This window comes from Pontibacter virosus, assembly GCF_003096355.1.
Taxonomy (GTDB): domain Bacteria; phylum Bacteroidota; class Bacteroidia; order Cytophagales; family Hymenobacteraceae; genus Pontibacter; species Pontibacter virosus.
The window spans coordinates 50,590-76,124 of sequence record NZ_QEKI01000011.1 but is presented as its reverse complement, the minus strand read 5'-3'; the positions used below and the strand labels follow the sequence as shown (position 1 = coordinate 76,124).

The 25,535-nt window shown below is 52.4% G+C and carries 23 protein-coding genes; 17 read left to right on the top strand and 6 right to left on the bottom strand.

The genetic code is table 11. From position 1 onward, the window contains the following. Positions 1–236 precede the first annotated feature (236 nt). Positions 237–1,889, top strand: coding sequence for a M28 family metallopeptidase (locus C8E01_RS15295; RefSeq protein WP_116544331.1), 1,653 nt, complete (start codon positions 237–239; stop codon positions 1,887–1,889). Positions 1,890–2,021: 132 nt separating this feature from the next. On the opposite strand, the gene glgP is transcribed toward C8E01_RS15295, so the two are convergent. The 4 genes from glgP to C8E01_RS15275 form a co-directional block, all read right to left on the bottom strand. Continuing rightward, positions 2,022–3,668 carry an alpha-glucan family phosphorylase gene (gene glgP, locus C8E01_RS15290; RefSeq protein ID WP_116544330.1) on the bottom strand — a complete coding sequence of 549 codons (1,647 nt, stop codon included), beginning with the start codon at positions 3,666–3,668 and terminating at the stop codon, positions 2,022–2,024. A 336-nt stretch (positions 3,669–4,004) separates the two neighbouring features. Further along, positions 4,005–6,746, bottom strand: a complete 2,742-nt coding sequence (locus C8E01_RS15285) for a S8/S53 family peptidase (RefSeq protein WP_116544329.1) — start codon at positions 6,744–6,746, stop codon at positions 4,005–4,007. Between the two features lie 758 nt (positions 6,747–7,504). Then, positions 7,505–8,374: a pirin family protein gene (locus C8E01_RS15280; RefSeq protein ID WP_116544328.1), complete on the bottom strand. Its 870-nt coding sequence runs from the start codon at positions 8,372–8,374 to the stop codon at positions 7,505–7,507. Between the two features lie 154 nt (positions 8,375–8,528). Further along, the gene (locus tag C8E01_RS15275; RefSeq protein ID WP_116544327.1) at positions 8,529–9,185 is read right to left on the bottom strand and encodes a response regulator; all 657 of its coding nucleotides are present in this window, start codon (positions 9,183–9,185) and stop codon (positions 8,529–8,531) included. Between the two features lie 396 nt (positions 9,186–9,581). Between C8E01_RS15275 and C8E01_RS15270 the strand changes: the two genes are divergently transcribed. Continuing rightward, positions 9,582–9,929 carry an STAS domain-containing protein gene (locus tag C8E01_RS15270; RefSeq protein WP_116544326.1) on the top strand — a complete coding sequence of 116 codons (348 nt, stop codon included), beginning with the start codon at positions 9,582–9,584 and terminating at the stop codon, positions 9,927–9,929. 49 nt (positions 9,930–9,978) lie between these two features. Here C8E01_RS15270 and C8E01_RS15265 read toward each other — a convergent pair whose 3' ends face one another. Next, the gene (locus C8E01_RS15265) at positions 9,979–10,872 is read right to left on the bottom strand and encodes a hypothetical protein (protein ID WP_133242778.1); all 894 of its coding nucleotides are present in this window, start codon (positions 10,870–10,872) and stop codon (positions 9,979–9,981) included. A 329-nt stretch (positions 10,873–11,201) separates the two neighbouring features. On the opposite strand from C8E01_RS15265, the gene cphA reads away from it, so the two are divergent. The 10 genes from cphA to C8E01_RS15215 all read left to right on the top strand — a co-directional run bounded on the left by cphA (position 11,202) and on the right by C8E01_RS15215 (position 20,161). After that, positions 11,202–13,844: a cyanophycin synthetase gene (gene cphA / locus C8E01_RS15260; protein WP_116544324.1), complete on the top strand. Its 2,643-nt coding sequence runs from the start codon at positions 11,202–11,204 to the stop codon at positions 13,842–13,844. Positions 13,845–13,876: 32 nt separating this feature from the next. Next, entirely contained in the window at positions 13,877–14,935 is a 1,059-nt protein-coding gene (locus C8E01_RS15255) for an isoaspartyl peptidase/L-asparaginase family protein (RefSeq protein WP_116544323.1), read from the top strand. Between the two features lie 466 nt (positions 14,936–15,401). Further along, positions 15,402–16,025, top strand: a complete 624-nt coding sequence (locus C8E01_RS15250) for a hypothetical protein (RefSeq protein WP_116544322.1) — start codon at positions 15,402–15,404, stop codon at positions 16,023–16,025. A gap of 7 nt (positions 16,026–16,032) precedes the next feature. After that, positions 16,033–16,341 carry a winged helix-turn-helix domain-containing protein gene (locus C8E01_RS15245; RefSeq protein ID WP_116544321.1) on the top strand — a complete coding sequence of 103 codons (309 nt, stop codon included), beginning with the start codon at positions 16,033–16,035 and terminating at the stop codon, positions 16,339–16,341. Between the two features lie 83 nt (positions 16,342–16,424). Beyond that, positions 16,425–16,763, top strand: coding sequence for a potassium transporter KefB (locus tag C8E01_RS15240; protein WP_116544320.1), 339 nt, complete (start codon positions 16,425–16,427; stop codon positions 16,761–16,763). Between the two features lie 57 nt (positions 16,764–16,820). Then, the gene (locus C8E01_RS15235; protein WP_116544319.1) at positions 16,821–18,062 is read left to right on the top strand and encodes a DUF4153 domain-containing protein; all 1,242 of its coding nucleotides are present in this window, start codon (positions 16,821–16,823) and stop codon (positions 18,060–18,062) included. 40 nt (positions 18,063–18,102) lie between these two features. Next, a complete protein-coding gene (locus tag C8E01_RS15230) occupies positions 18,103–18,393 on the top strand; it encodes a hypothetical protein (protein WP_116544318.1) in 291 nt (96 codons plus the stop codon). Between the two features lie 11 nt (positions 18,394–18,404). Next, complete coding sequence (locus tag C8E01_RS15225) at positions 18,405–18,683, top strand: hypothetical protein (protein WP_116544317.1); 279 nt, start codon at positions 18,405–18,407, stop codon at positions 18,681–18,683. A 141-nt stretch (positions 18,684–18,824) separates the two neighbouring features. After that, positions 18,825–19,838, top strand: a complete 1,014-nt coding sequence (locus C8E01_RS15220) for an NAD(P)/FAD-dependent oxidoreductase (RefSeq protein WP_116544316.1) — start codon at positions 18,825–18,827, stop codon at positions 19,836–19,838. Continuing rightward, positions 19,838–20,161, top strand: coding sequence for a 2Fe-2S iron-sulfur cluster-binding protein (locus C8E01_RS15215; RefSeq protein ID WP_116544315.1), 324 nt, complete (start codon positions 19,838–19,840; stop codon positions 20,159–20,161). Before C8E01_RS15220 ends, C8E01_RS15215 begins: the two co-directional genes overlap by 1 nt. A 109-nt stretch (positions 20,162–20,270) precedes the next feature. Here the strand turns inward: C8E01_RS15215 and C8E01_RS15210 are convergent, their stop codons facing one another. Further along, positions 20,271–21,104 carry a helix-turn-helix domain-containing protein gene (locus C8E01_RS15210; protein WP_116544314.1) on the bottom strand — a complete coding sequence of 278 codons (834 nt, stop codon included), beginning with the start codon at positions 21,102–21,104 and terminating at the stop codon, positions 20,271–20,273. Positions 21,105–21,329: 225 nt separating this feature from the next. Between C8E01_RS15210 and C8E01_RS15205 the strand changes: the two genes are divergently transcribed. The 5 genes from C8E01_RS15205 (at position 21,330) to C8E01_RS15185 (ending at position 25,498) form a co-directional block, all read left to right on the top strand. Beyond that, the gene (locus tag C8E01_RS15205) at positions 21,330–22,889 is read left to right on the top strand and encodes an aldehyde dehydrogenase family protein (protein WP_207774904.1); all 1,560 of its coding nucleotides are present in this window, start codon (positions 21,330–21,332) and stop codon (positions 22,887–22,889) included. Between the two features lie 78 nt (positions 22,890–22,967). Beyond that, the gene (locus C8E01_RS15200) at positions 22,968–23,318 is read left to right on the top strand and encodes a DUF779 domain-containing protein (protein ID WP_116544313.1); all 351 of its coding nucleotides are present in this window, start codon (positions 22,968–22,970) and stop codon (positions 23,316–23,318) included. A gap of 152 nt (positions 23,319–23,470) precedes the next feature. Further along, entirely contained in the window at positions 23,471–24,298 is an 828-nt protein-coding gene (locus C8E01_RS15195; RefSeq protein ID WP_116544312.1) for a pseudouridylate synthase, read from the top strand. 38 nt (positions 24,299–24,336) lie between these two features. Beyond that, positions 24,337–25,137, top strand: a complete 801-nt coding sequence (locus tag C8E01_RS15190; protein ID WP_116544311.1) for a HipA family kinase — start codon at positions 24,337–24,339, stop codon at positions 25,135–25,137. Then, entirely contained in the window at positions 25,115–25,498 is a 384-nt protein-coding gene (locus C8E01_RS15185; protein ID WP_116544310.1) for a DUF3037 domain-containing protein, read from the top strand. Before C8E01_RS15190 ends, C8E01_RS15185 begins: the two co-directional genes overlap by 23 nt. Positions 25,499–25,535: the final 37 nt, after the last annotated feature.

Below are 25,535 nucleotides of genomic sequence, written 5' to 3'. Positions count from 1 at the left end.
GGCACAAACATTTTCCCCGCCCTTCAAACGCCAACTCCCTCAGGCATGAAAATTTTGAGTCTGATCCTTTTTCTGTTGTTCCTCACAGCGATGACTTTTATACTGCGGGGAATAGAGCGGCGCAAGAAACGTAGAAAGTAAGCCTATGCCTGTTCTTCTATACCTGAAGGGCAGGTATAGGATAGGCGCTATGCCACAATTCTCTTATATTTGGAGAAACAACCAATCTGACTTTAATGAAACGCTTTTTGTTCCTGGCCCTTTCCTGCGGCCTCTTACTGCAAGGGAGTGCCTCCGCCCAGTCACTGGCTCTCGACAAACCTGTTGAGAAATCGCTTAAAAAAGTAAAGCCAAATGATATAAAGGCCCACATCAAGTACCTCGCCGATGATCGTTTGCTGGGCCGCAAGCCTGGCACCGAAGGCTACCAGATGGCTGTGGACTATGTGGTGGAGCACTACAAAAAAGCAGGTATAGAGCCCGGCGGTGAGAACGGCACCTACCTGCAACTGGTGCGCCTGCGCCAGTCATTTCCCGGCAAAGAGGCCAGCATGACCCTGGCCGACTCGATGGGCAGCGAGCTTGAACTGACCTATAACAAAGACTTCTCGGTATACCCACATGCCGAAGAGCCGGAGGTGAACGTAGAGGCCCCGCTCGTGTTTGCAGGTTACGGCATCAGCGCGCCTGACCTAGGCTACGACGATTATGCAGGTATAGACGTGAAAGATAAAATCGTGGTTGTACTGCGCGGTGCACCTGCCAGCTTCCCTTCTACGGTGTCGGCCTACAGCCGCGACATGATGACGGTGCTGAAGATCGCCGCCGAAAAAGGTGCCATAGGCGTGCTTGTGGCAACAGACAACCCAAAGGCGGGTGTTGCTAACCTGGAACGCGGAACATACAGTGTAATGGACCCGAACGGCAAGGTGGCCGTGTCGCGCAACTACGTGTCGGACAAGATCCGTGTGCTGGCCAACATCAACGCCGCCACATTTGAACAGCTCCTGAAAGGGACAGGTATAGAAATGGCCAAGCTCGGAGAGCAACTGAAGCAAGGCAAGCCTGCTTCTGCACCGCTCGCCCATACCTTGCGCACGAGCTATACCTCCAACTACAACGATTTTGAAAGCCACAACGTGATCGGCAAGATCACCGGTTCTGATCCACAATTACAAAACGAGTATGTGGTACACAGCGCCCACCTAGACCACGTAGGTATAGGCCGTGCCGTAAACGGCGACTCCATCTACAACGGTGCCCACGACAACGCCTCTGGTGTGGCCAGTGTGCTCGAGATCGGCAAGATCTATTCCAGACTGAAGGAAAAACCAAAGCGTTCTGTGCTGTTTGTGATGGTAACGGCTGAGGAAATGGGCCTGCTGGGCTCCGCCTACTTCGCTCGCTACCCGACGGTTCCGGTAGAGCAGATCGTGGCCAACATCAACACCGACATGCCCACCATCATCGCGCCGCTTCTGTCGGTTGTAGGGCTGGGTGCGAACCACTCTACGCTCGAAAATGAGGTGAGCACTGCCGCGCAACATCTGGGCATGACCGTAGAGGAAGATCCGGAGCCGGAGCAAATGCGCTTTATCCGCAGCGACCAGTACAGCTTTGTGATGCAGGGTATACCTGCCCTGCACATCAAGTATGGCAACAAGACCAAAGACGGACAAAACAACCTGAACAAGCAGGTAGAAGTATGGCGCAAAGTGCACTACCACCTGCCACAGGACGAGGTAACCAGTACCTTCGACTTTGACGCCGGCAAAAAGTACGTGCAGCTGAATTTCCTGATCAGCTACCAGGTGGCGAATGCAACAAAGCGCCCAAGCTGGAAGCAAGGCGATTTCTTCGGAAGCCGCTTTGGAAGAGAGAATGAGTAATAACGAATGAGTATTAAGTAATGTAATGGCGAGCAAATAGTCATTAAAAAGCGAAGTGAAATGAATAATCAATATTCATTTCACTTCGCTTTTTATTTATGCATCATTCGTCATTACTCATAAAGGGCAGCGTTAATACATCTGCTCATAATACTGATGCGCCATGCGGTCTGAGTCGAAGAACGGCATCACATCGCGCATGCTCTGCTTTACGATTTTCATCCATTTGTTCCGATCATTGTAGTAGGTCGGAATCACCTCCCCTTCCAGAATGTTCATCAGGTTTTTGTGATCAATCTCGTCCTGCATCGGATCAGGCAAACTGGTGTCTACTACCGGCAGCACAAAGCTGTTCTCGCCGTGTCGGGCAAACTCCGGCAGCCAGCCGTCCAGCACCGACAGGTTGACGGCTCCGTTCATGGCTGCGGTCATACCACTGGTTCCGGAGGCTTCGCGTGGACGGCGCGGTGTGTTCAGCCAAATGTCGGCCCCCTGCTTCAGTTTGCGGGACAACCCAATTTCGTAACCTGTCAGCACCGCGAAGTTTTTGCGTTGGTAGGAAAGGTTCACCAGGCTGTTGAACACACTCACAGCTCCCTCGTCGAATGGGTAAGGCTTACCGGCCCAGATTACCTGCACAGGCTGCGACTTATTCGAGATCATCTCAAAGAAGCGTTCGATATCATGCACCAGCAAGTCAGCCCGCTTGTAGGCGGCAAAGCGGCGGGCCCACACCACGGTGAGCACATCCTTCCGGAAAAGTTTGCCCGTCTGGTCAGCCACCAGTTCGAAAAGCTCCTGCTTCATATCTGCCTTGCGCTGCACCAGGGCCTGGTTATCATCACGCTCCAACGCTTGCCGCATGGTGTTGTCCATCCAGAAGCGGGCATTCTGTGCGTTGGTAATAGCCTTGATCTCGCACACATTTTCGTTTTCATACCACATGTCGCGCGCCACTTGCCCATGCAGTTGCGATACCCCATTGGCTATTCTGGCAATCCGTAAGGCAGCCAGGGTATAGTCAAAGAAATTGCCGTGCATCCCCGTCATCCGGCGGGCTTCTTCCAGGGAGGTGTTGTTGAAGAACGACATTTTGTTGAGCAGGTGAATGTCGTGTACCTCGTTTCCGGCTTTCTCGGGGGTGTGGGTGGTAAATACAACGCGCTTTCGCATATCCTCGGTATTCCCGAATCGCTCATGCAGATAGAAAGCCAGCGGCAGGGCATGTCCCTCATTCATGTGGTAAATATCAGCACCACCCAGTTCCTCTACTACTTTGGCACCGGCTATACCTAACACAATGCTCTGGGCAATACGGGTCGACGGTTCCTTGTCATAGAGATGGAAGGTAATGGTGCGTGCCAGGTGATCATTCTCCTCGATGTTGGTGGTCAGGAAATACATCGGCACAGTGCCGAACACTTCGGGGCGCAGCACCAGGGCTTTGACTTTTACCGGGTGCCCGTTCACATTCACGGTTACCATGATGCCTGAGTCTTCCAGATAGGTATAGTACTTCTTCTGAAACTGTACCCGCATGGTCTGGTCATCGTTGCGCGTCTGGTCGTAGTAGCCGTATTTCCAAAGTATCCCGATGCCGATCATGTTCTGGCGCAAATCGTGCGCGCTGCGCATGTGAGAGCCGGCCAGGAAACCCAAGCCACCCGAATAAGTCTTGAGTGCCTGGTGTATACCGAACTCCATGCTGAAATAGGCCACACGTTTCTGATACTTCTCGTTGATCTCGTAAGGATGATACCACTTGCTGTATGCTTTCATATTTAAATGCTACTTGTTTCTGTTTTTACAGTGTTCAAAAGGCAATCGCCCAGTGACTCTGCTGCGTTTTAAAATAAAAGCAGCGAACAGCGAAATACTACAAAATATGGAAGTATCGCCTATTCTACTGCTTATGCACTTTTTCTGAGCAATTGTTAATATATGGCAAAACCATTAAAATAGCCACAACTGGCTATACGCTCGGAAAATGTTTAGGTACAATATACTTATAACACTGGCAAAGTGATACAGTATATTTCCGGGAACAGGATTCAACTCAACAAAAAAGGCCCTCCCAATCAGGAGAGCCTTTTTTGCATCATGCTTACGGAGGCTTTATTTTGCCAACAGCATCTTATTGGAGTATACCTTCTGCCCTGCTTCTACTTTGTAGATGTAGGTACCGGCTGGCAGACTTCCTGCTCTGAAGTCGATCTCGTGCTCTCCGGCCGTCTTGTTCTCTGACACCAGGGTACGCACTTTCTTACCCAGTATGTCAAACACTTCCACAGTTACAGGTCCCTCCTGTTCTACCGCATAGCGGATGGTTGTTACATCAGCAAATGGGTTCGGGTAGCTTACGAGTCTGCCTTCTGCTGATATAGCCAGATTGGTGGTGCCTTCCGCGGCAAGCGGTTGCTGCCCGCTGTTCCACAGGCCGTGCGTGCGGGTAATAACCACGGCAAAGTCTGCGCGGGTCACATCCTGCAGCGGCTTGAAATTGGCGTGCAGTACAGGCTCCAGGTCATATGGCCCCTGTGTGATGGTGAAGAAGGCGTTAATCAAGTTCAGTTCGAGCGCCACGCTCACATAGCCTTCCAGTCCGGCAGGTATGTCGGCGGCATCCTCAATCGGATAGTCCTTGCCATTATAAGCCACGGTTGGTGTTTTGCCGTTGCGCTCCAGGGCGTAGCTTTGCAGCCCAAGTGCCTGCACCAGCGAGTAGGCCAGCTCGGCGCGGTTCACTTTACCGTTCGGATTGAACTTGCCCGGAGCAGTAGCCAGCATGATGCCGTTCTGCATATGGTTCTTGTCACGTAGGGCGGCGCCACGGGCGGTTACCGATTCTGCGATGAGGTTGCGCTCTTTCACGTCAGTCAGAGTATAAGATCCGTCCACTGGCAAGTACTGACGGATCGCCTCTCCCATCACCAGGTAGTCTGCCAGGTCGATGCGCTTTAAGAGTTCATCCGGCTTGTAACCGCCGCCTTTCAGACCATCGGCCAGGCGGGCGCCTACTGCCATCTTGATAGAGGCTTCTGCCGGGTGACCGGCAATGTCATTGAGTCCGGTAGTGCCGGCCGCCGTCATCATGTTCACCACGCCGTTTATGTTTTCCGGGAAGGCAACGCCGTTCAGACCGGATATCTCAACGGTCCATGTGCCTGGCTCCGGTGAGGCAACTGCCACGCCACGGTCATAGCTTAAGGCAAACAATACCGGGATGCCGGCACTTGTGCGGGCACCGCTCGGGGAGATTAGCGTTAGTCTTACCGGGTTGCCCGTCTCACCGGCAATACCCTGCGTTCTGATCTTGGATTCGATACCCGTAGTACCAGAAGCTACATTAAAGGTATAGATGTTAGTAGCAGGCGTTGCAGGGTTGTAGTCGATTGCGAAGTTGAGCGTCTCGCTGTTGGCGTTCACATTGCTGTTGAACGTGCGGTTCATGTTCAGCGTCGAGCCATAGGGAGCGGAAGAGCGATAGGCTCTGTCAACCGAGGCATAGGCGTTCACGTAACCGGCCCCTACCTCCCACTTCTCACGGTTCGGAATGTTGGTGGCGGTTTGCTGCAGAATTTCCTTCACTTGGTAAGGTGTGAGCGAGGGGTTGGCTTCTAAAAGCAAAGCCACAATGCCCGCCACATGCGGCGCTGCCATGGAAGTACCGCTCATGTGCGTGTAGTAGGGCACGTGTGCCGGATCCAGTTCTGCAGCGTCTTTGTCAGCCGACAACGAGGAAACTGGCGCAATAACACGGGCGGCGATAATATCCACGCCTGGAGATGTCACCGTCGGGCGGTCCTCCCAGGTATAGGTTTTGCCATCGAGGGAGAAAGAACCTCCCTTGCCTTTTACACCGCGTGAAGAGAAGCTGGCCAGTTGGCCTGACTTGTCGCCGGCGGCCACCGCAATCACCCAGGGGGCTTTCTTATACTGACCGGTCATGGTACCGGAACCTGGGCCAGAGTTACCCGCCGAGAACACCACCACAATATTGCGGTCCACGCAGCGCTTGGTGGCCAGCGTGATCGGGTCGGCCGGGTTTACGTCGGTGCCGGTGTCGCTGGTCGTGCCGAAGGAGTTGGTGATCACGCGGATGTTGTAACGTGCCTGATTGGTAATGGCGTAGTCGAAGCCGGAAAGCACATCGAGCAAGAGCAAAGCGGCGCCGGAGCCGTAACCCACCAGTTTAGCGCCCGGTGCCACGCCCTCATACAAACCTTGCGAGGCCTGTCCTGTGCCGCCCACTATACCTGCCACGTGTGTGCCGTGGCCGCCGGTCGCGTCGGTGTTGGGCACGTTTTCGATCGGTGTGTAGGGCAGTAAAGAAGATATGGCGTTGAGGTTTGTGGCAGCCGTCACATTCTGCACCAGGTTTTTACCGAACTGCAGGTCAGGGTGCGTGCCATCCACGCCGCTGTCGTTTACCAGTACGCCTATGCCCTTGCCGGAAACAGGAAACCCACCGTTACGACTGGTAAACAGTGGGTCTTTGCGCAGCTTATCTACGCCGGTAAGCGCAGTGCCGGAATTGCTTTCATATTGCAATGATTCGTTCAGGTAAAGGGAGAGTACGCGGGAGCTCTTGGCAAGTAGATCTACCTGCAGGCCAGTAGCGAGTACACCGGCGATGGGAAGTGATTTGAGTGTGAGGCCTTGTGTGATGCCGGCCTGCGTGAGTGTTGAGAGGTCGAGCAGCGTAGGAGCACTTTCACCTTTGAAAGTTACTACTACCTGCACCAGCTTGGTCTTGTCGGTAATGGCCTCCTTGAGTTTGCTATCGACATAGGCCTGTGCAAAAATGTTGCTTATTGCCAAAAGGCTGACCACAACCACTGCGAAAAGTTTTCTCATAAAATAAGGATTAGTTAAACGTGTTACATAAGGTGTATTAAAGTAAAAAGCCTGCTTCACCCAAAGAAAAGCAGTAGGGCAGAGAGAATATTGGTAAACAAGGGTGCTATTATAAAGAGTGTAATACGGAACCCTATCACAAAATAATTACATTAAACAAACAAGGTATAGCATCTAAAATAGAATATAACCAATAGAACCCCATAATTTAATTCATTGTTGCACCTTTAAATAATCATATTGCAACTTATGTTACAACACACGTTCAAGCGGATGTCTTACATCGGTCATGTAGTGTTTGAGCACAGTCCCTGGCAAATTGCCTTCCGTTTTAGGTAGATTCACAAGGCTGGTACAGCACCTATGTACACCTGGGTTTGGTTCTCACCAATTTGCAGCCCGGGGCTAAATATGGGTAGTTGTATACCTTATTAATCCTGCCCTATACCTTACCGCACAGTTGCGCGCCCACTGCTTCAGTTATTACATGAACTTATCAGGGTACAAATTGAATAAGTGATTTTAAAAAACTGCGCTATGGTGCCCCGCCGATCGGAGTGTCTTTTGAGCAGGTATGTCTTTTGAAGGGAAATGGTGCGCCAGCCATCGTACCAGGAGATAACCCGTTGGCAAAAAGATTTGAAAGAGTACCCGGCAAAAGTCAGCTTAATAAATTGCTAATAGGAGTTTACAGACAGACGGTCCTCCCGCAAAACCGGCACGCAGAGGACACTCTGACAAGAGCCAGTAAATTCAGCTTACTCGAACAGTATGCCCATCTTGCCCATCTGGTAGTCGCGCATGGCCTGCATCACTTCGGTTTGGGTATTCATCACAAAGGGGCCGTGCATGGCCAGCGGTTCATCCAGTGGCTTCCCTGAAAGCAGCAACAGGCGCGTGACTTGCCGGGCAGTGATCGTACAAACATCGCCATCTCTGTCCAGGAGTGCCAGGTATACGCCTTCTATCAGTCCATAGCCTTCCAGCACCACCTCACCATCGAGCAGGTATAGCATGGCGTTATGGTCATGAGGTATTGGGATGGTGCAATGGCCACCTGCCTGTAGCGTGAGGCGAAGTGCCATTACGGGGCCCGGCGTCTTTACAAGCCCACTAGTGCCCTTGTATTCTCCCGCCACTACAGCGATATGCACGCGCCCTTCATCTTCAGAAATCGTAGGGGTATTTTCGGCTTGCAAGGCAAAATAAGCAGGCTGCTCCATTTTAAGAGCCCGCGGAGTGTTCACCCACAACTGCACGATCTCCTGCACGCCTCCTTGCTCCTGCATCTCGCGGGGAGGACGCTCGCTGTGCACAATCCCGCGACCAGCATCCATCCATTGGGTGCCGCCCGCCCATACCACACTGTCGTTTCCGCGTGAGTCGCGATGGTGCACCCCTCCCTGGTACACAAACGTGACCGGCGAAAAACCACGGTGTGGATGCGGATCAACTCCCAGCTTGTAGGGATAATCTGATTGCAGAATAGTGGTGGTTAGGTGATGCAGCAGCAGGAATGGATCGTGCTGCTCTACCTGGCTGGTAGGCAGTGGCTGACGAAGCGGCAGGCCACCCATGTCTGTTTCCTCAGCGAAAAGGAGTCGTGCGACACTTCGGTTCTGATGCATGGCGCAGTGAGGCTATGGTTTCATCACAAGATACGAAAATACCACAGCTACGGAGCTTGGTCATACCTAAAATGTCAGCTGCGAACTGCCTTGCCTCCCGACAAATGCGCTAAGAAAAGCAATGCTTATTCTGAATCAGGAAACTGCTTCTACCTCAGGAAATCAGGCCGCGTAGTAGGGCGTATTTCACAAGCGCCGCCGTATTGCGGACTTTGGTTTTGTCGAGCAGGTTTTGCCGGTGGGTTTCTATGGTGCGCTTGCTTGTAAACAGCTTATCGGCAATCTCTGCATTGGTATAGCCCTCACCGATCAGGGCCAGCACCTCAAGTTCTCGCTTAGACAATTCCCGGTGCTCATCTCCATTGCCGTTGGATGTCAGCGTTTCGGGCGGTAGCTGCTTCACCTTGCGGAGCAGCTCCAGTGTTACATCCGGACTGATGTAGCGGCAACCCTGCGCGATAAGTTGCAGGGCACAGCACAGCTCTTCTTTACCGGCATTTTTCAAGATATAGCCGGAGGCACCGAGCTCCATCATACGATTCACATATTTTTCGTGGCTCAGCATAGAAAGCACGACCACCTTGAGTTCAGGATAGCGCTTTTGGATATGAGCAGCCGTATCAAAGCCATCCATCCCGGGCATATTGATGTCCATCAGTACAATATCTGCCTCTACTGCGGGGAGTAAATCAAGCAGTTCGCTACCACTTGCAGCTTCACCTACCACCCGCACAGCAATCTGGTCTTGCAGCAACGCTTTCAAGCCATCACGTACTATTTTATGGTCATCGGTGATTATCAGGTTTATCATGTTCTATGTTTGAATCTAAGGTCGCGCAAGCCCCTTATTCCCGGCGATTCCATCCGACAACAATTTTCATCATAAATAACTGAATGTACAATTGCAGCTATCCTACATAACACTTAAAATTGATACATTGGTAAAAATTCAGTATTTACTGCAGAGTTATGTACGTATTTACTACCAATCTAGCCAGAATTAAATGGCCAGTTTACTTAGACTCATAGGTATAGTATCGAAAGGAAGATTTTTCTTATACCTTTGAAAGGCATACGCCCTCGGGCAGGACAGCCTGAATCACATTTTTGCGTATGAGAGGCAAAAGCACAAACGAAGCATCTCCTGGCAGGGTATAAATTATCCTAAACGTTAGGGAGATTGATCAAAAGGGAAAACCTACGATACATGAAAACTTTTAGCGTTACAACAGATACGATTGGCAAGGGGGCATTGCTCAAATTCAAAGGAGAGCTCGATGCCAGTTCGTCTGTATACGCCGACAACGCACTGGAAGAGGCAATCGCTGCCTCGTCGGGATTTGTGCTAATCGAATGCAGTGATCTTACCTACATTTCCTCGGCCGGGCTGGGTGTGGTGTTGGCCGCCTTTCAGGCCTGTAACCTGAAGGAAATGGACCTGGTTATGGTGAACATGCCGCCTAAGATCCGAAACGTGTTTGAGATCTTGGGCCTTGACCGCCTGATCAAGTCGGCGGACACTGTGGAAGACGCGAGACAGATGATCACTAAATAAAAAAGGGACTGCATGCAGTCCCTTTTTGTTTCAACATCCCTGGGGCGTTTCACCTATCCCAGTCGCTGCCATGGCTTTGGTCTGACTGCCCCCGGCGCAACTGCTCCCTGCGCGAATAATCGTAATCGGAGCTGTTGTAGCTGTCCCTGCCCTGGGAGCCTTGACCGAAGGTGCCGCCAGTGTTTCGCTGCGAACCACTGTCTGCCCGGTAGCCGGCGGTGCCGGTGTCACCGTAAGGCCCACCACTCCAGGGCCCTGCTCCGCTACCGAAGTAACCGCCTCCCATAGAGCCGGAGCCGCCGCTTCCATAGTCGGAGCCACGCGGGAAACCCATTGAGCTACGACCGTATCCTGCTGATGCCTCGCCGTAACCAGAGGGGCCGCCATAGTTTGTGTACCCGGATGCACCATACTCTCCTCCGCTGGAGCCTGCTCCATAAGGAGAACCGCTACCACCATAACTGCTACCCTGCGATGAGTCGGAACCATAACCCTGGGAACTGCCATAGCCGCTTCCGCCCTGCGATTGGCCACGCTGCTGCGGAGAGCTGCCATAGTCAGACATACGGCCACTGTAACCGCTGCTGCTCCAGCCCTGCCCGGATCGGGGAGCACCCATATACCTGCTGCCTTCGGAGCGCTGCGGGCTATACTTGCCCATTTGGGACTGCCCGTACTGGCTACTGCCCTGCTCATAACTGCCCGAAGCGCCTGAACCGTAAGCTGACGAGCCATATCCCCCGCGATCACGCTCTCCGGAATAAGGGTAATGCGCACTGCTCCTTTGACGCTGTTCGTCCTCATCACCGGTTATTCGCTCCCATGCATTGCTGATTTTATCACCAATCCGGTTTAAAAAACCCTGGTCTTCATGTTGAGGGCGGTCACGGTCGTGCGAGCGGTAGCTCCCTCTACCATAGTCATCCTGATAATCTCTTGCCATTGCTTTATAGTTAATATAATTATAGAACTTATTGAATACTTATTTAGACAAAACACGCAGTAATTAAACGACGCAGACGGGCCTGGGTTTTAGAATTAACGGGCTCAAAGCGGCCGTTTACTTAAAAGGGGTAGAAATACGGAAGCAGCTGGTACTAAACACTTCCTGTTTGATCTGGGCTGTTTAAACTACTTATTTTTGAATGACTTAAGCCCTTTTTACAATGCTTGTGTTCTCCCAAATTTTTCCCAATCCGTACTAAACTTATGCACAGCCCTCGCGGCCAGCGACCTGTTTCTGACAGGCTCAAACCTGAAGTGTGAAAGCAAATGAAAATACTTGAACTGAGGATCATGCGTGGACCTAATTACTGGTCTATTAAGCATCCCAAAATAATTGTCCTGAAGCTCGATCTGGAAAGCCTGAAGGATGTCCTCACCAATGAAGTGCCCCAGTTTCCGGAGCGTTTAGAAAAGCTTTTCCCGGGTATGTATGAGCACCGCTCATCAAAAGGAACGCCCGGTGGTTTTTTCAGGCTCGTGCGCGAAGGCACCACATTTAGCAAGGTGGTGCAGCACATTGCGCTCGAACTGCAAACGCTGGCTGGCATGAGCAGTGGCTATGGCAGGCGCTACGCCGGGCCCGCACCAGGCGTGGACTATGTGGTATTTTCCTATCAGCAGGAACGTGCCGGCGAGTACGCGGCTCATGCTGCATTGCGCATTACCGAGCTGATGGCCAAAGGCAAGAAGCCCAGTATCGTGCAGGACATTGCCAGACTGCACCAGATAAGGGAAGACGAGTACTTTGGCCCCAGCACCGAGGCCATTATAATAGAGGCCGTAAACAGAGGTATACCTTATATCAACAACCACCGCAGCGGACTCATTCAGCTTGGTTACGGCATCTACCAAAGACACATTCAGGCTGCCATGACTTCCCGCACCTCTTTTTTTGCAGTGGAGAACGCCGGCAACAAAAACGCTACCAAGCTCATCCTGGACGATGCAGGTATACCGGTTCCGCTCGGCAGCATAGTGCAGGATACCGATGAACTGGAGACCGCAGTCGAGGAGTTGGGCTATCCTGTGGTAGTCAAGCCGCTGGATGGTAACCAGGGAAAGGGGGCGTCCATTAACATTAATTCCTGGAAAGAAGCGGTGAGAGCCCTCACAGAGGCGCAGCGTTTCTCTAAAAAAGTGATGGTGGAGCAGTTCATCACCGGCGACGACTACCGCCTGCTGGTCATCAATGGCAAATTCACTGCCGCTGCCAAACGTACACCCGCCATGGTCACCGGCAACGGTATCTCGACCATACAGCAACTAGTGAAGGAGGTGAACAAAGACCCCAGAAGAGGTATAGGGCATGAAAAGGCGCTCACCCACATCAAAGTCGACAAGCATACCCGCAACCTGATCAAGGAAAAAGGCCTGACGCTGCAGTCGGTGTTGCCTGCGGGCGAAGTGCTATACCTGAAGAGTACGGCCAACCTCAGCACAGGCGGCACAGCCACCGACGTAACGGATCTGGTGCATCCTTACAATGTGCTCATGGCCGAGCGCATCGCCGGCATCATCGGGCTGGACGTATGCGGTATTGATGTAATGACGACCGACATTGCCATCCCGCTACCCGAAACAAGAGGTTCCGTGATCGAGGTGAACGCTGCTCCCGGCCTGCGCATGCACATCTCCCCGACAGACGGTTTGCCCAGAAACGTAGCGGAGCCGATCATCAACATGCTTTTTCCGCACAGCAGCCCGACCCGTATACCTATTGTGGCCATTACCGGTACCAACGGCAAAACGACCACCACCCGCCTGGTGGCACACATGCTCAAGTTCAAGGGTTATCAGGTAGGCTATACCACCACCGACGGCATTTACATCCAGGACAAGAAGATCATCAAAGGCGATACCACCGGGTCCTATAGCAGCGAGTTCGTACTCAAGGACCCTACGGTGAACTACGCGGTACTGGAGTGCGCCCGGGGTGGCTTGCTGCGCTCCGGCCTGGCCTTCCGGCAATGCGATATCGGCATCGTAACCAACGTGTCGGCAGACCACCTGGGACTCGGCGACATCAACACGGTAGAGGAAATGGCCGAGGTGAAGGCGGTGATCCCGCGCACGGTGTGCCCGAGCGGCTATGCTGTGCTCAATGCGGACGATGACCTGGTGTTTGAAATGGCGACCGGCCTTTCCTGTAAGGTGGCCTTCTTCAGTCTGGATGAAAACAACCCGCGCATTCTGCAGCACATCAGCAAAGGTGGACTGGCTGCCGTGTTGGAGAATGGGTATATTTCCATCTTTAAGAACACCTACAAGATCCGGGTTGACCGGGTGGCGGATATTCCGCTGACCTTTGGTGGACGTGCCCGCTTTAACATTCAGAACGTGCTGGCTGCCACCCTGGCCGGGTATATCAACCACTTCGAGATACCCGAGATCAGAACCGCCTTGCGCACCTTTATACCTTCCGCCGAAACCACGCCGGGCCGCATGAATCTCTTCAAGCTGCCCCGCTATGAAGTGCTCATCGACTATGCCCACAACATTGCCAGCATGGAGGCCATCACCGACTTTATCGACAATGTGCATGCTACCTACAAAATTGGCATCGTGGCGGGTGTAGGCGACCGGCAGGAAGAAGATACCATCGAGATCGGCCGCATTGCAGCCGAGACCTTTGACGAGATTATCATCCGGCAGGACAAGGACCTGCGCGGCAAACCCGGACACGAGATCAACAGTCTGCTCAAGCAAGGCATCATATCGGTGAAGCCTGATATGAAAATCACTGAGATCAACCAGGAAAGTCGCGCCCTGGCCCATGCCATGGAGTATGCCCCGGAGGGTGCCTTCATCGCCCTGTTTTCGGAAGACATACCGGAGTCTGTAAAAATGGTGGAGAGTTTCCGCATCATTGAGCACCGGCACATCTCCTCACTCGAGCAGGATTCATTCTAAAGCAACGTTTCTCCGGCGGCCGCTAAAACCAGGTGGCAGCCGCTGCAGCGCTGGGTTATGCCCTGTTAAAACCAGGTATAGCTCGCCTCGCAATTCCGGAGGCTACACCAAACGAAAAAACGAATATGAAGAAATATGCAATTGCGATACACGCCGGCGCAGAAACCCTAAAGCCCGGCGAACTTGATAAGAAAAAAGAAGAAGCGTACAGACAGGGCCTGGCCGATGCTCTGAAAGAAGGGTATGATGTATTGGGAAAAGGCGGCAGCGCCCTGGATGCAGTAGAGGCTGCCGTCAACAGCATGGAGCGCAACCCCATGTTCAATGCCGGACGTGGCGCCAGTCTGACACAGCGGGGAGAGACTGAGTTCGATGCCGCCATTATGGACGGCAATACCCTTCGGGTTGGGGCAGTAGGTGGTGTGCGGTATGTGCAGCACCCCATTAGTCTGGCTAAGGTAATTCTGCAGAAATGCAAACACTGCCTGCTGGTGGGTACCGGTGCCGAGGAATTTGCCCTTGCCAACAACCTGCCACTCAAAGGGCCGGAGTACTTCGTGACACCTGAGAAAAGAGAGGCCTGGCTTGACAAGCAGCAGGAAAAGGCAGGGAAGAAAGCCATGCCCGGTTCCATGACCGACACGGTGGGTGCTGTTGCCCTGGACATCAACGGCAACCTGGCAGCGGCCACCTCCACCGGCGGACTGACTAACCAGATGAAAGGACGCGTCGGCGATACACCCATTATCGGCGGGGGCACCTTTGCCAACAACGAGGTATGCGCTGTGAGTTGCACCGGCGAGGGCGAGGCAATTATGCGCGGTGTGCTCGCGCACGAGGTATACGCCATGATGAAGTATGCCGATAACTCCCTGCAGTCAGCCACTGAAAAAGCCATTCAGTTGCATGCCGATAAATTGAAAGGCGACCGCGGCATCCTATCGATGGACACTACTGGTAAGGCGGCTTTCGGGTTCAATACCGGTTTTATGAAGCGCGGCTACCAGGCAGCCGATGAAGAACCGTTTGTAGCCCTGTGGGAGTCTGAGAAGTTGAAGAAGCCTGCTAAACTGAAGGAGATGGAGAAATAGCCTGAATCGAAGCATCTGCTATACCTGTAAGGCATTGGCTGTATACCTGGGTGTATGGCCAATGCCTTTTAGTTTCGGGACAGGTATAGTTGATTCGGTTAGGTCCAGCTGCTTAAGGTAGGTATATAATAATTCAGGTATACTCGATTCTCGCAAGTATAGCTGATTAGGATTTATCAATCCGAATCTAAACTTCTGCGGGTCTCCGGACCCGCGCGAGCCGCTAAGTGGCACACGGGGATTAGGCAATCCCCAACAGTTTCCTTCGGGACATGAATTTCCCGAAGAGCATTAAGTAACAGTTTAGGCTGCAAGCTCGCTTTAGCAGTTTGTTTTCTGAACCCTAAAAGCGCTAGGCATCGCTAAGAGCTAAACTATACCCTCTTTAAATTATTAAAATTTATTTAGCCTCGGTGCTTGACTTTTCGTAAACCTGTATTAACTTTGAAACTCAAAGTACTTTATAATGAATCAGCAGCAAGACCAGCTAGAAGCCCTGCACGAGATCCGCAACATCATGGATCGCTCTTCCCGCTTTATCTCCCTGAGCGGATTGTCCGGCGTTTTTGCAGGCTTGTCGGCACTGATAGGTGCGGCGGTGGTGAAGTGGTACTTTAGCCAGCACAACATCAATTATTACAATGATATGGCCAGTAACTTCAGCCGTGAGAACGTACTGTTTGTATTGGCGATAGCTGTCGGTGTATTGGTGCTGGCTTTCGGAACGGCCACCTATTTCACGGCGCGCAATGCCCGCAAGAAGAACCAGCGCACCTGGGACAACCAATCGAAGCGACTGCTGGTGAACCTGGCTATACCTTTGGCTGCAGGTGGTGTTTTTTGTGCCGTTCTGCTCTACCATGGCATTCTATACCTGGTAGCGCCAGCCATGCTCGTTTTTTATGGCCTGGCTTTACTCAACGGCAGCAAGTATACCTTGGGTGATATTCGTTATCTGGGCATCATCCAAATCATCCTTGGCCTGGTTGCCAGTGTGTTTGTCAGCTATGGTCTGATGCTTTGGACGTTGGGCTTTGGCATACTGCACATTGTGTATGGCGCGCTGGTGTACTTTAAATACGAACGCTAGCAAACCGGTGAAAGAATACCTGGAAAATATAAACAAGGCCTTCGAAAGCAAGGCGCGGCTAGGCATTATGTCGGTGCTGCTGGTGGACGACAGGGTGGACTTCAATACCCTGAAAGAAACCCTGCAACTGACCGACGGCAACCTGGCCAGTCACCTGCGGGCGTTGGAGGAGGCTAAGTACCTGCAAGTGGAGAAACAGTTTGTCGGCCGCAAACCCAACACTACCTACCAGGCAACAGATGCCGGTCGTGAGGCCTTCAAAAGCCACTTGGATGCCCTGGAACAGCTGATTTTAAACAACCGACAGAGCGACTAATATTTTTTTATTGCTACACTTTGAAGTTCAAAGTACTTTATTTACTTACAAAAACAATGTATAATCCTTAACGCACAAGAAACATGGTACAGCAAAACAATTATCAAAACCAACCTGTGCAAGTCGCTGCGGCAGGTAGACGCGCCCTCACGGGTGCCGCATTCGGATTAGCCCTGATCGCGCTTTTTCTGGCGGGTGTACAGCATCCTGATCCAGCCTGGGGCAAACTGTGGATGATAAGGCCGCTCCTCATTGTGCCGATGGCCGGTGCGCTCGGTGGCCTGATCAACTACATGCTGCTCCACTATCACCGCAGGCTCGGCATACACAAGGCCGTCGCGGTGGTGCTGAGCGCGCTGATCTACCTGGTAGGCCTTTGGCTGGGTTCTGTGCTGGGTCTGGTCGGTACGCTGTGGGACTAGGGCGCAGCAGTTGTCTGGCAAAATGATCTTCAAAAATAACCTTAAAGGTATATTCCCATGAAAGAGCAAATACTATCGCACCTCGACAACCCCGGACAGCTCGAGAAGCTGTACCGCGCCAACAAGTCTGGCTTCAAACAGGAGTTCAGCGGCATTTACCCCCAGTTACAGGACAAGGCGCTGGCCGGCTTCTGGTACGAGCGACTAAATTACGAAACGGAAGACGTTTTCTGGCGCTTTAACCGGGAGTTCCTGTTCGTGATCATCGCCGCGCTGGTCGCAGGTATACTCGTCAAACTACCGGCCATCTTCCCCATCAGCGAGGAATTCTACTACCCGCGCAACCTCAGCTTTTTTGTGCTTCCGCCATTGATGGCCTACTTTGCCTGGCGGAACAAACTGCCGGCAAACCGGATCGCTTTTATCGCTGCCATCACGGTTGTTTGCGCCCTCTACATCAACCTGCTGCCCGACAACCAGAGCGACACGCTGGTGCTGGCCTGCATCCACCTGCCTTTGCTGCTGTGGGTGCTGCTAGGGGTATCTTACACGGGTCGGGAACTGCACCTGGCCGACAAGCGACTCAGCTTCCTGCGCTTCAACGGCGACCTTGCCGTGATGTCGGCACTTTTGGTAATAGCCGCTGGGATGCTGACAGGTATAACGATCGGCCTGTTTGCGCTGATCGGGCTCCGGATAGAGGAGTTTTACTTTGAATACATCGTCGCCTTTGGATTGCCGGCAGTTCCCATCGTAGCCGCCTACCTGACCCAGAACAACCCGCAATTGGTGAACAAAGTGTCGCCGGTTATTGCCAAAATCTTCAGTCCGCTCGTGCTGGTGATGCTGGTCATTTACCTGGGGGCTATCATCTACTCCGGCAAGGACCCTTACAACGACCGTGAGTTTCTGCTGCTCTTCAACGTGCTCCTGATTGGGGTGATGGCGCTAATCTTTTTCTCGGTGGCAGAGAGTTCTAACAAATCAGGCGCTGCTTCGGGCGTGTGGGTGCTGCTCCTGCTCTCTGTAGTAACGGTGGTCGTGAATGGCATTGCGCTGTCGGCTATTTCGTTCCGCATCTCGGAGTGGGGCATCACACCCAACAGGGTGGCTGTAATGGGGGGAAATGTGCTCATGCTGGTGCACCTGCTCATAGTCACGGTCATGCTCTTTAAAGCAGCCACCCGAAAGGCGGCCATCACTGAGGTAGGGCGGTCCATTGTGCTCTACATTCCGGTGTACTTTTTCTGGACAGTAGTGGTCGTTTTCCTCTTCCCGATCATGTTCGGATTTAAATAAGCAGTAGCAACATTCACTTCATCATAAATCAAAAACAGATATGGTAACGCAAAACAAAAGACTTATCGGCATTGTGTTCACAGTAGCTTTTCTGCTGCTCATCCCGCTCATTGCCATGCAATTCACCAACGAAGTAGACTGGGATCTGGCAGATTTTGTCATCATGGGCATTCTGCTGCTCAGCACCGGACTCTTGGCTGAGCTGGTGATCCGGAAAGTTAGAAATACCGAATCCCGACTCGTTATTATCGGCATTATTCTGCTGGTCCTCTTTCTTATCTGGGCAGAGTTGGCTGTCGGTATTTTCGGAACTCCATTTGCAGGCAGTTAAACAGCAGCACTATGAAAGCCCATACCTTGACCTATCCCCTGCTCGGCTGGTTTTTCGGCCTGGTAGTAGCAGCCGTTGGAGTCCTGAACCTGGTACTGGTACATCCTGTGCCCGGGCTCGTATACCTGTTGCTCTCGCTCGTCTATCTCCCACCGGCCAACACCTATCTGAAGCGCCACCTCGGCTTCGCTATACCTGTGGTGGTTAAGATCATACTGGCCATTGTGCTGTTTATGTTCACCTTAGGTGTGAGCGACCTGGGCGATATGCTGGATAAAGCACTGAAATAATTATATACAGCACAACTGAAATGGGGCGGTTTACGGCAGGTGCTGTGAGCCGCCCCATTTTATAACAGAAATTGCTATGGATGCTTAACACATGGCCGTATCTTTACGGTAGAAAATTGATTGATCAAAAGACAATTTTAAATGGACAGAATAACAACCGATATATGCATTGTAGGCGCAGGCCCTGTGGGCTTGTTCGCCGTGTTTGAGGCTGGTCTGCTCAAGATGCGCTGCCACGTGGTGGACGCTCTGCCTGTAGTGGGCGGACAGCTAGCTGAGATATACCCTAAAAAACCGATCTACGACATACCTGGTTTCCCGTCGATACTGGCTGGTGAGCTGGTTGACAATCTAATGAAGCAGATCGAGCCTTTCCACCCTACTTTCACCCTGGGAGAGCGCGTAGAAGAACTCGACAAGCAGGAAGACGGCTCGTTCATTGTGCGTACTTCCGAAGGCACCGAAATTGCCTGTAAGGTAGTGGCCATTGCGGGCGGACTGGGTTCTTTTGAGCCCCGCAAACCCGCCATCGAGAGCCTCGAGAACTTTGAAGGAAAAGGCGTGACCTACATGGTGCGCGACCCGGAGCTGTTCCGCAGCAAGAAAGTGGTACTGGCTGGCGGTGGTGACTCCGCCCTGGATTGGGCCATCTACCTGGCCGGTGTAGCGGAAGAACTGACACTCGTACACCGCGGCTCTACTTTCCGGGGTGCGCCGGAATCGGCGGAAAAAGTGCTTACGTTGGCCGAGGAAGGACAGATAAAACTTCTGCTTAAGTCGAACGTGACGGAAGTGCAGGGCAACGGTAAACTCGATGGTGTAACCGTCTTGATCGACAACCAGACCGAGTACCAGATCAAGACCGATTACTTCATCCCGCTTTTCGGTCTGGTGCCAAAACTGGGGCCGCTCGAGAACTGGGGACTGGAGCTGGAGAAGGGCGCCATCGTGGTGAACACCGTGGACTACTCTACCAACATTCCGGGCGTGTACGCCATCGGCGACATCAACACCTACCCGGGCAAGTTGAAGCTGATCCTGTGCGGTTTCCACGAGTCGGCCTTAATGGCACAGAGCGCCTATAACATTATCTATCCGGACAAGAAGTTTGTGCTCAAGTACACCACCGTGAACGGCATACAGGAGCTAAGCTAATGGAGGAGCTGATCGACATACACGTGGAGCTGCCCGACGGTAGCCGCGTAACCCTGGAAGCCCCTACCGACATGGGCCTTTCGGTAATGGAAGTGATGAAGGCCAACGAGCTGGACGTACCGGCTATCTGTGGCGGCATGGCCATCTGCGCCACCTGCCACGTGGAGGTGCTCGAAAGCGGTGAACTACCCGAGCCCGGAGACGACGAAGCCTACATGCTCGAAACTCTGCCACACGCCACCGCAACCAGCCGGCTTTCCTGCCAGCTGCGCGTCAACCCCGAACTCGATGGCCTGGTGGTGCGCCTGATGCCGGAAGCCTAAGCGCTATACCTTATACCTGAAAATCCGGAAAGCCATACCTGTAAAAGGGTATGGCTTTTTGTTTGCGCTATACCTGAAGCCCCTTCAGCATGATATTGCTTGCTATACATTAGACAGGAAAAATACGCTCCTTGGCTTGTTTCTGGAACTGCTCCGGCGTCTGTCCGGTCATTTTTTTGAAGAACCTGCTGAAGTAGGATCTGTCATCAAAACCAAGGCTATAGCCCACTTCCTGTATCGTCTTTGCGCTGGCGATAAGCTGCTGCCTGGCCTCCACTACCAGGCGCTCCTGCAGCAACTGCGTGATTGTTTTTCCGGTCTTTTGCTTCAGGATCTGGTTCAGACGTTTGGGGGTAATGTTCAGTTTATCGGCATAGAACGCCACCGCTTTCTCTTCCCTGAAGTGGTGCTCCAGCAGCAGCAGGAAATGGTACACCCGTTTCTCATTAAGCCCCTGTCTGGTTAAGGTCTGTACCTTATACTGCATTAGCTTCAATAAAAATGCCTTCAGCAGCGCTTTAAGCACCAGGAAATTCTCTTGCTGCTGCTCATACTCGTCTTTAATGATCCAAAGGATGCTCTCCAAAGTTACGGCCATCTCCTCTTCCAGCAGGATAGTAGAGAAACTACCAGCCCCTTTGCCCAAAAAAAGCCTGATCACATCCAAAGTAAACTCTTTTACCTCATAATCCAGCACCGACTTGTGGAAGGCGAGCAGCGTCCCTTTTTTGCCTGATTTTCTGGGACGGGGAGAGCGGTTGGCCGGGATCAGGTATAGCCAGTCTCCCTTGATGCGGGATGTACCCTCTTTTATAAAATGAATGGGTTCCTCATCCTTCAGCCAGGCAATTTCAAAGTAATCTTCCCGGTCAGGGCTTTCAAAATATTCCTGCAGCGGGGCGTCAAGCGGGCTTATAAAAAACAGGTCCATTTCAGGATTCATAGGCTTCTAGTAAAATGTAAAGTCTGTGCGGAATCTACGAGCACTTACTCTCGGGTGTGCTCCTAAGTTACACCTTGATATTTCCAGGCAATTTCCCTTTTGTCCTACCTTATGGGAAGTCTGTACTACCCCTCGCGCTAAGTTATGTTGTAAATTTGTAACAGTTGCAATTACAGTAGCATGCTGCTTCTAAATACATTAAAACACATTTAAAGATATAAAATTATGAGCACGACAGTATTAGAACCTATATTAAAGAATGGAAAAGCTGACAAGAAACAGTATAAATTCCCACAGCTCAAAGGCAAAGAACTACCACGCGATAACTTTATTGGTGGGCAATTTGTCCCACCAATAAAGGGAGAGTATTTCGACAACATTTCACCCATCAATGGAAAGGTCTTTGCGCAGGCAGCCCGTTCTACCAAAGAGGACGTGGAGCTGGCGCTGGACGCAGCGCACGAGGCGTTTAAAACATGGAGCAAGACATCTGCCAAGGACCGTAGTAATACATTGCTTCGGGTAGCCCAGACCATCGAAGACAACCTGGAGTACCTGGCCACAGTCGACACCATTGACAACGGTAAGCCAATCCGTGAAACGCGTGCGGCAGACCTTCCGCTTGTAGTCGATCACTTCCGCTATTTTGCCGGTGTGATCCGTTCTGAGGAGGGTGGTGTTTCAGAGCACGACGAAAACACGGTGAGTATCGTATTGCACGAGCCGATCGGGGTGGTAGGACAGATTATTCCGTGGAACTTCCCGCTGCTGATGGCCGCCTGGAAAATTGCCCCGGCACTTGCTGCAGGCAACACGATTGTCCTGAAGCCGGCTGAGCAGACCCCAACGAGTATTCTGGCCTTGGTGGAGTTGCTCACTGATGTACTACCAGCCGGTGTACTGAACGTGGTGAACGGTTTTGGAGCCGAGGTTGGTAAAGCGCTGGGTACTTCCCCACGAATCAGCAAGCTTGCGTTTACCGGATCCACGGCAACAGGAAAACTGATCATGCAGTACGCCTCTGAAAACATCATTCCTTCCACGATGGAGTTGGGCGGTAAATCACCGAACATCTTCTTCCCTACCGTGATGGATGCCGACGATGAATTCTTCGATAAAGCCCTGGAAGGAGCCGCCTTCTTTGCCCTGAACCAAGGGGAGATTTGTTCTGCCCCAACCCGATTACTGGTGCACGAAAGTATAGCCGACGCATTCACAGCCCGCGTGATAGAACGTGTAAAAGCCATAAAAGCCGGTAACCCGCTGGACGGCGAGACCATGATCGGGGCTCAGGTATCGAAGCCACAGTACGACAAGATCCTGAACTACATCAAGATTGGTAAAGAAGAGGGAGCTGAAGTACTGGTAGGTGGCGAACCGCAGAAACTCGAGGGTGAATTGGCCGATGGCTACTACATCCAGCCAACCATTCTGAAGGGCCACAACAAGATGCGTGTGTTCCAGGAAGAGATCTTTGGTCCGGTCGTGGCGCTGACCACTTTTAAAACAACCGAGGAAGCCATTGAGATCGCCAACGATACTATTTACGGACTGGGCGCCGGCGTCTGGACCCGTGACGCACACGAGATGTACCAGGTGCCGAGAGCCATACAGGCCGGCCGTGTCTGGGTGAACCAGTACCACACCTATCCGGCGCACGCTCCGTTTGGTGGCTACAAGCAGTCGGGCTACGGTAGAGAGAACCACAAGATGATGCTCGACCATTATCGCCAGACCAAGAACATGCTGATATCTTATGATAAGAAAAAGCAAGGTTTCTTTTAAGAGCTAAAGTTTGTCATTAACCTGAAATCACCTGGGGCTTCCTCAGGTGATTTTTTTTAATCATTTAATATGTAGGATATGGAAAAGATACTAGTAACCGAAAAAGCAAAAGAAGTAATCAGCCAGTTGAAAGAGCGCTACGGCGAGCTGATGTTTTACATGAGTGGCGGCTGTTGCGAAGGTTCCCAGCCCATGTGCTACGAGAAAGGCGAGTATAAAACGGGCTCCAGCGATGTGCTGTTCGGCGAGGTGGAAGGATATGAATTTTACCTGTCGGAAGAGCAGAACCAATATTACGAATACTCCCAGATGCTGCTAGATGCGGCACCCGGCATGGGCGGTGGCTTCTCGCTGGGGAGTGTGCTTGGCATGGCATTTAGTATAACAACGCATACGCTGATTGAGAAGGAAGATGCCGAAGTAGTCTAGCCAACCCTGTTTGCTATGTGCATTAGAATAGCTTTCGGGGAGGTTTTGTGGAGCAGGAACTTCAGGGTTACTGTTTCTGGTTGACACTATTACTCTTGTCAACACTTTATATATGACTACCTTTGTCGCCCCAATAGCTTTTTCCAGTTCTTTTGTCAGATACCCTTACCAAGCCACTGCTCATACCTTTTGGCGAGCGTGCAGCGGCCTATACCCTGCCCGAAAAATTCACTTACCCTTTCGGGTATACACCCCATGCCCTTGCCCTACTGGCAGCTGAAAAGCTACAGCAGCAACTCGCACAGCAGCAAGAGTGGGTGCACAATTTTGGCTTAGAAGCGGGCCAGGCAGGAACGATCATCGGGAAAATGTTTGGTGTGCTGGTTGTGAAGACGGCACAGGATGAACTGGGCTTTCTGGCGGCATTTTCGGGAAAACTGGCTGGCAGTTATCACCACCCTGCCTTCGTGCCGCCCATATTTGATGCGCTCATGGAAGGCAGCTTTCTGAACACGGGCATGCGCGAACTTACCCGCATCAACCAGGAAATAAACACACTTCAGGATCAAGGAAAAACCGAAAACGCTACTCGGATTGATGAGCTGCAAAAGCTGCGCAGAACTAACTCTGTTGCGCTGCAGGCGAAGCTCTTTGACCAGTATCATTTCCTGAACCAGAAAGGTGAAGTGAAGGGCCTGCGTGATATTTTCCAGAAGAGAGCCAACGGTAATCCACCAGCCGGCGCCGGGGAATGCGCCGCGCCAAAGCTTTTGCAATATGCCTTTCAGCACAACATGAAACCACTTGCAATGGCAGAATTCTGGTGGGGACAGTCACCCAAGTCGACAACTTGGAAACACGGCCACTTCTACCCCGCCTGCCACGAGAAGTGCAAACCCATTCTGGCCCATATGCTACAAGGTATAGCCCTGGACAAAAGCCGGAATAGCGGCCCTCCCTACTGTATATTTTCAGCATAGGCCAATCGCGCTCAACACATTTTTCGTAAGTTGCACCTATGAATCACAGATCACCAGAGATCCGGACCGTCAACGTTGTCCGCTACATCACGCCTTTGCGCGAGGGAGGCTCGCTGCCCGCCATCGTGGAGGCCGATGATGATTTTCTGTACGTCCTTAAATTCAGGGGCGCGGGCCAGGGCATCAAAGTGCTGATCGCCGAACTGATTGTGGGAGAGATTGCCCGCGCATTGGGCTTCCAGATTCCCGAGATCGTGTTCATGCACCTCGACGAAGCCTTTGGTCGCACCGAGCCCGACGAAGAGATACAAGATCTGCTGCACGCCAGCGAAGGCCTTAACCTGGGCTCACACTACCTGCAGGGCGCCATTACCTTCGACCCTGTGGTCACAACCATTGACGCCGACCTGGCTTCCCGCATTGTGTGGCTCGATGCCCTGGTGACCAACGTAGACCGCACGGCCCGCAACACCAACATGCTCATGTGGAAGAAAGAACTCTGGCTGATCGATCACGGCGCTTCGCTGTTTTTCCATCACTCCTGGGATAACTGGGAAGAGCAGGCCAATCGCCCGTTTGCCATGATCAAGGACCACGTGCTCCTGCCGCAGGCCAGTGAGCTGGAAGCAGCGAACGAGGTTGGCCGGTCAACGCTTACACTTGAACGCATACAGGAGATCCTAGCGCTTATACCGGACGAGTGGCTGACCGGCGTGGAGTCACCGTTCGAAACAGCCGGGGAACACCGCCAGGCATACGCCCGCTTCTTCGAGATCAGATTAGCCCAATCAGACATATTTGTGAAAGCCGCCCAAGATGCAAGAAAGACACTTATTTGAGTACGCCGTCATTCGGGTGGTGCCGCGGGTGGAGCGGGAGGAGTTTCTGAATGTGGGCGTTATCCTGCTTTGCAATTCACGGGGCTTTTTGCAGATCCGCTATATCCTAAACGAGGCGCGCCTGCAAGCTGCATTCGGCGAGCTGGACATGGAGGAGCTGCGGGCACGCCTGCAGGCTTTTGAGAAAGTGTGCGCCGGACGTCGAGAAGGCGGACCGATTGGTCAGCTGGGAACAGCCTCCCGTTTCCGCTGGCTCACAGCTAACCGCAGCACCATTGTGCAGACCTCGGCTGTGCATCCCGGCCTTTGCCTCGACCCTGCCGAAACCCTGGAGAAGCTGCACCGCGAGTTGGTGTTATAGGCACTTTGGCTGCAACTCAACCTGCTTTGCTTTTTGT

What these genes read in the sequence shown, in the direction of transcription:
- C8E01_RS15295 (WP_116544331.1), top strand. Translation starts at nt 237, where the DNA reads ATGAAACGCTTTTTGTTCCTGGCCCTTTCCTGCGGCCTCTTACTGCAA.
- glgP (WP_116544330.1), bottom strand. Translation starts at nt 3,668, where the DNA reads ATGAAAGCATACAGCAAGTGGTATCATCCTTACGAGATCAACGAGAAG.
- C8E01_RS15285 (WP_116544329.1), bottom strand. Translation starts at nt 6,746, where the DNA reads ATGAGAAAACTTTTCGCAGTGGTTGTGGTCAGCCTTTTGGCAATAAGC.
- C8E01_RS15280 (WP_116544328.1), bottom strand. Translation starts at nt 8,374, where the DNA reads ATGCATCAGAACCGAAGTGTCGCACGACTCCTTTTCGCTGAGGAAACA.
- C8E01_RS15275 (WP_116544327.1), bottom strand. Translation starts at nt 9,185, where the DNA reads ATGATAAACCTGATAATCACCGATGACCATAAAATAGTACGTGATGGC.
- C8E01_RS15270 (WP_116544326.1), top strand. Translation starts at nt 9,582, where the DNA reads ATGAAAACTTTTAGCGTTACAACAGATACGATTGGCAAGGGGGCATTG.
- C8E01_RS15265 (WP_133242778.1), bottom strand. Translation starts at nt 10,872, where the DNA reads ATGGCAAGAGATTATCAGGATGACTATGGTAGAGGGAGCTACCGCTCG.
- cphA (WP_116544324.1), top strand. Translation starts at nt 11,202, where the DNA reads ATGAAAATACTTGAACTGAGGATCATGCGTGGACCTAATTACTGGTCT.
- C8E01_RS15250 (WP_116544322.1), top strand. Translation starts at nt 15,402, where the DNA reads ATGAATCAGCAGCAAGACCAGCTAGAAGCCCTGCACGAGATCCGCAAC.
- C8E01_RS15240 (WP_116544320.1), top strand. Translation starts at nt 16,425, where the DNA reads ATGGTACAGCAAAACAATTATCAAAACCAACCTGTGCAAGTCGCTGCG.
- C8E01_RS15235 (WP_116544319.1), top strand. Translation starts at nt 16,821, where the DNA reads ATGAAAGAGCAAATACTATCGCACCTCGACAACCCCGGACAGCTCGAG.
- C8E01_RS15230 (WP_116544318.1), top strand. Translation starts at nt 18,103, where the DNA reads ATGGTAACGCAAAACAAAAGACTTATCGGCATTGTGTTCACAGTAGCT.
- C8E01_RS15225 (WP_116544317.1), top strand. Translation starts at nt 18,405, where the DNA reads ATGAAAGCCCATACCTTGACCTATCCCCTGCTCGGCTGGTTTTTCGGC.
- C8E01_RS15220 (WP_116544316.1), top strand. Translation starts at nt 18,825, where the DNA reads ATGGACAGAATAACAACCGATATATGCATTGTAGGCGCAGGCCCTGTG.
- C8E01_RS15215 (WP_116544315.1), top strand. Translation starts at nt 19,838, where the DNA reads ATGGAGGAGCTGATCGACATACACGTGGAGCTGCCCGACGGTAGCCGC.
- C8E01_RS15210 (WP_116544314.1), bottom strand. Translation starts at nt 21,104, where the DNA reads ATGAATCCTGAAATGGACCTGTTTTTTATAAGCCCGCTTGACGCCCCG.
- C8E01_RS15205 (WP_207774904.1), top strand. Translation starts at nt 21,330, where the DNA reads ATGAGCACGACAGTATTAGAACCTATATTAAAGAATGGAAAAGCTGAC.
- C8E01_RS15200 (WP_116544313.1), top strand. Translation starts at nt 22,968, where the DNA reads ATGGAAAAGATACTAGTAACCGAAAAAGCAAAAGAAGTAATCAGCCAG.
- C8E01_RS15190 (WP_116544311.1), top strand. Translation starts at nt 24,337, where the DNA reads ATGAATCACAGATCACCAGAGATCCGGACCGTCAACGTTGTCCGCTAC.
- C8E01_RS15185 (WP_116544310.1), top strand. Translation starts at nt 25,115, where the DNA reads ATGCAAGAAAGACACTTATTTGAGTACGCCGTCATTCGGGTGGTGCCG.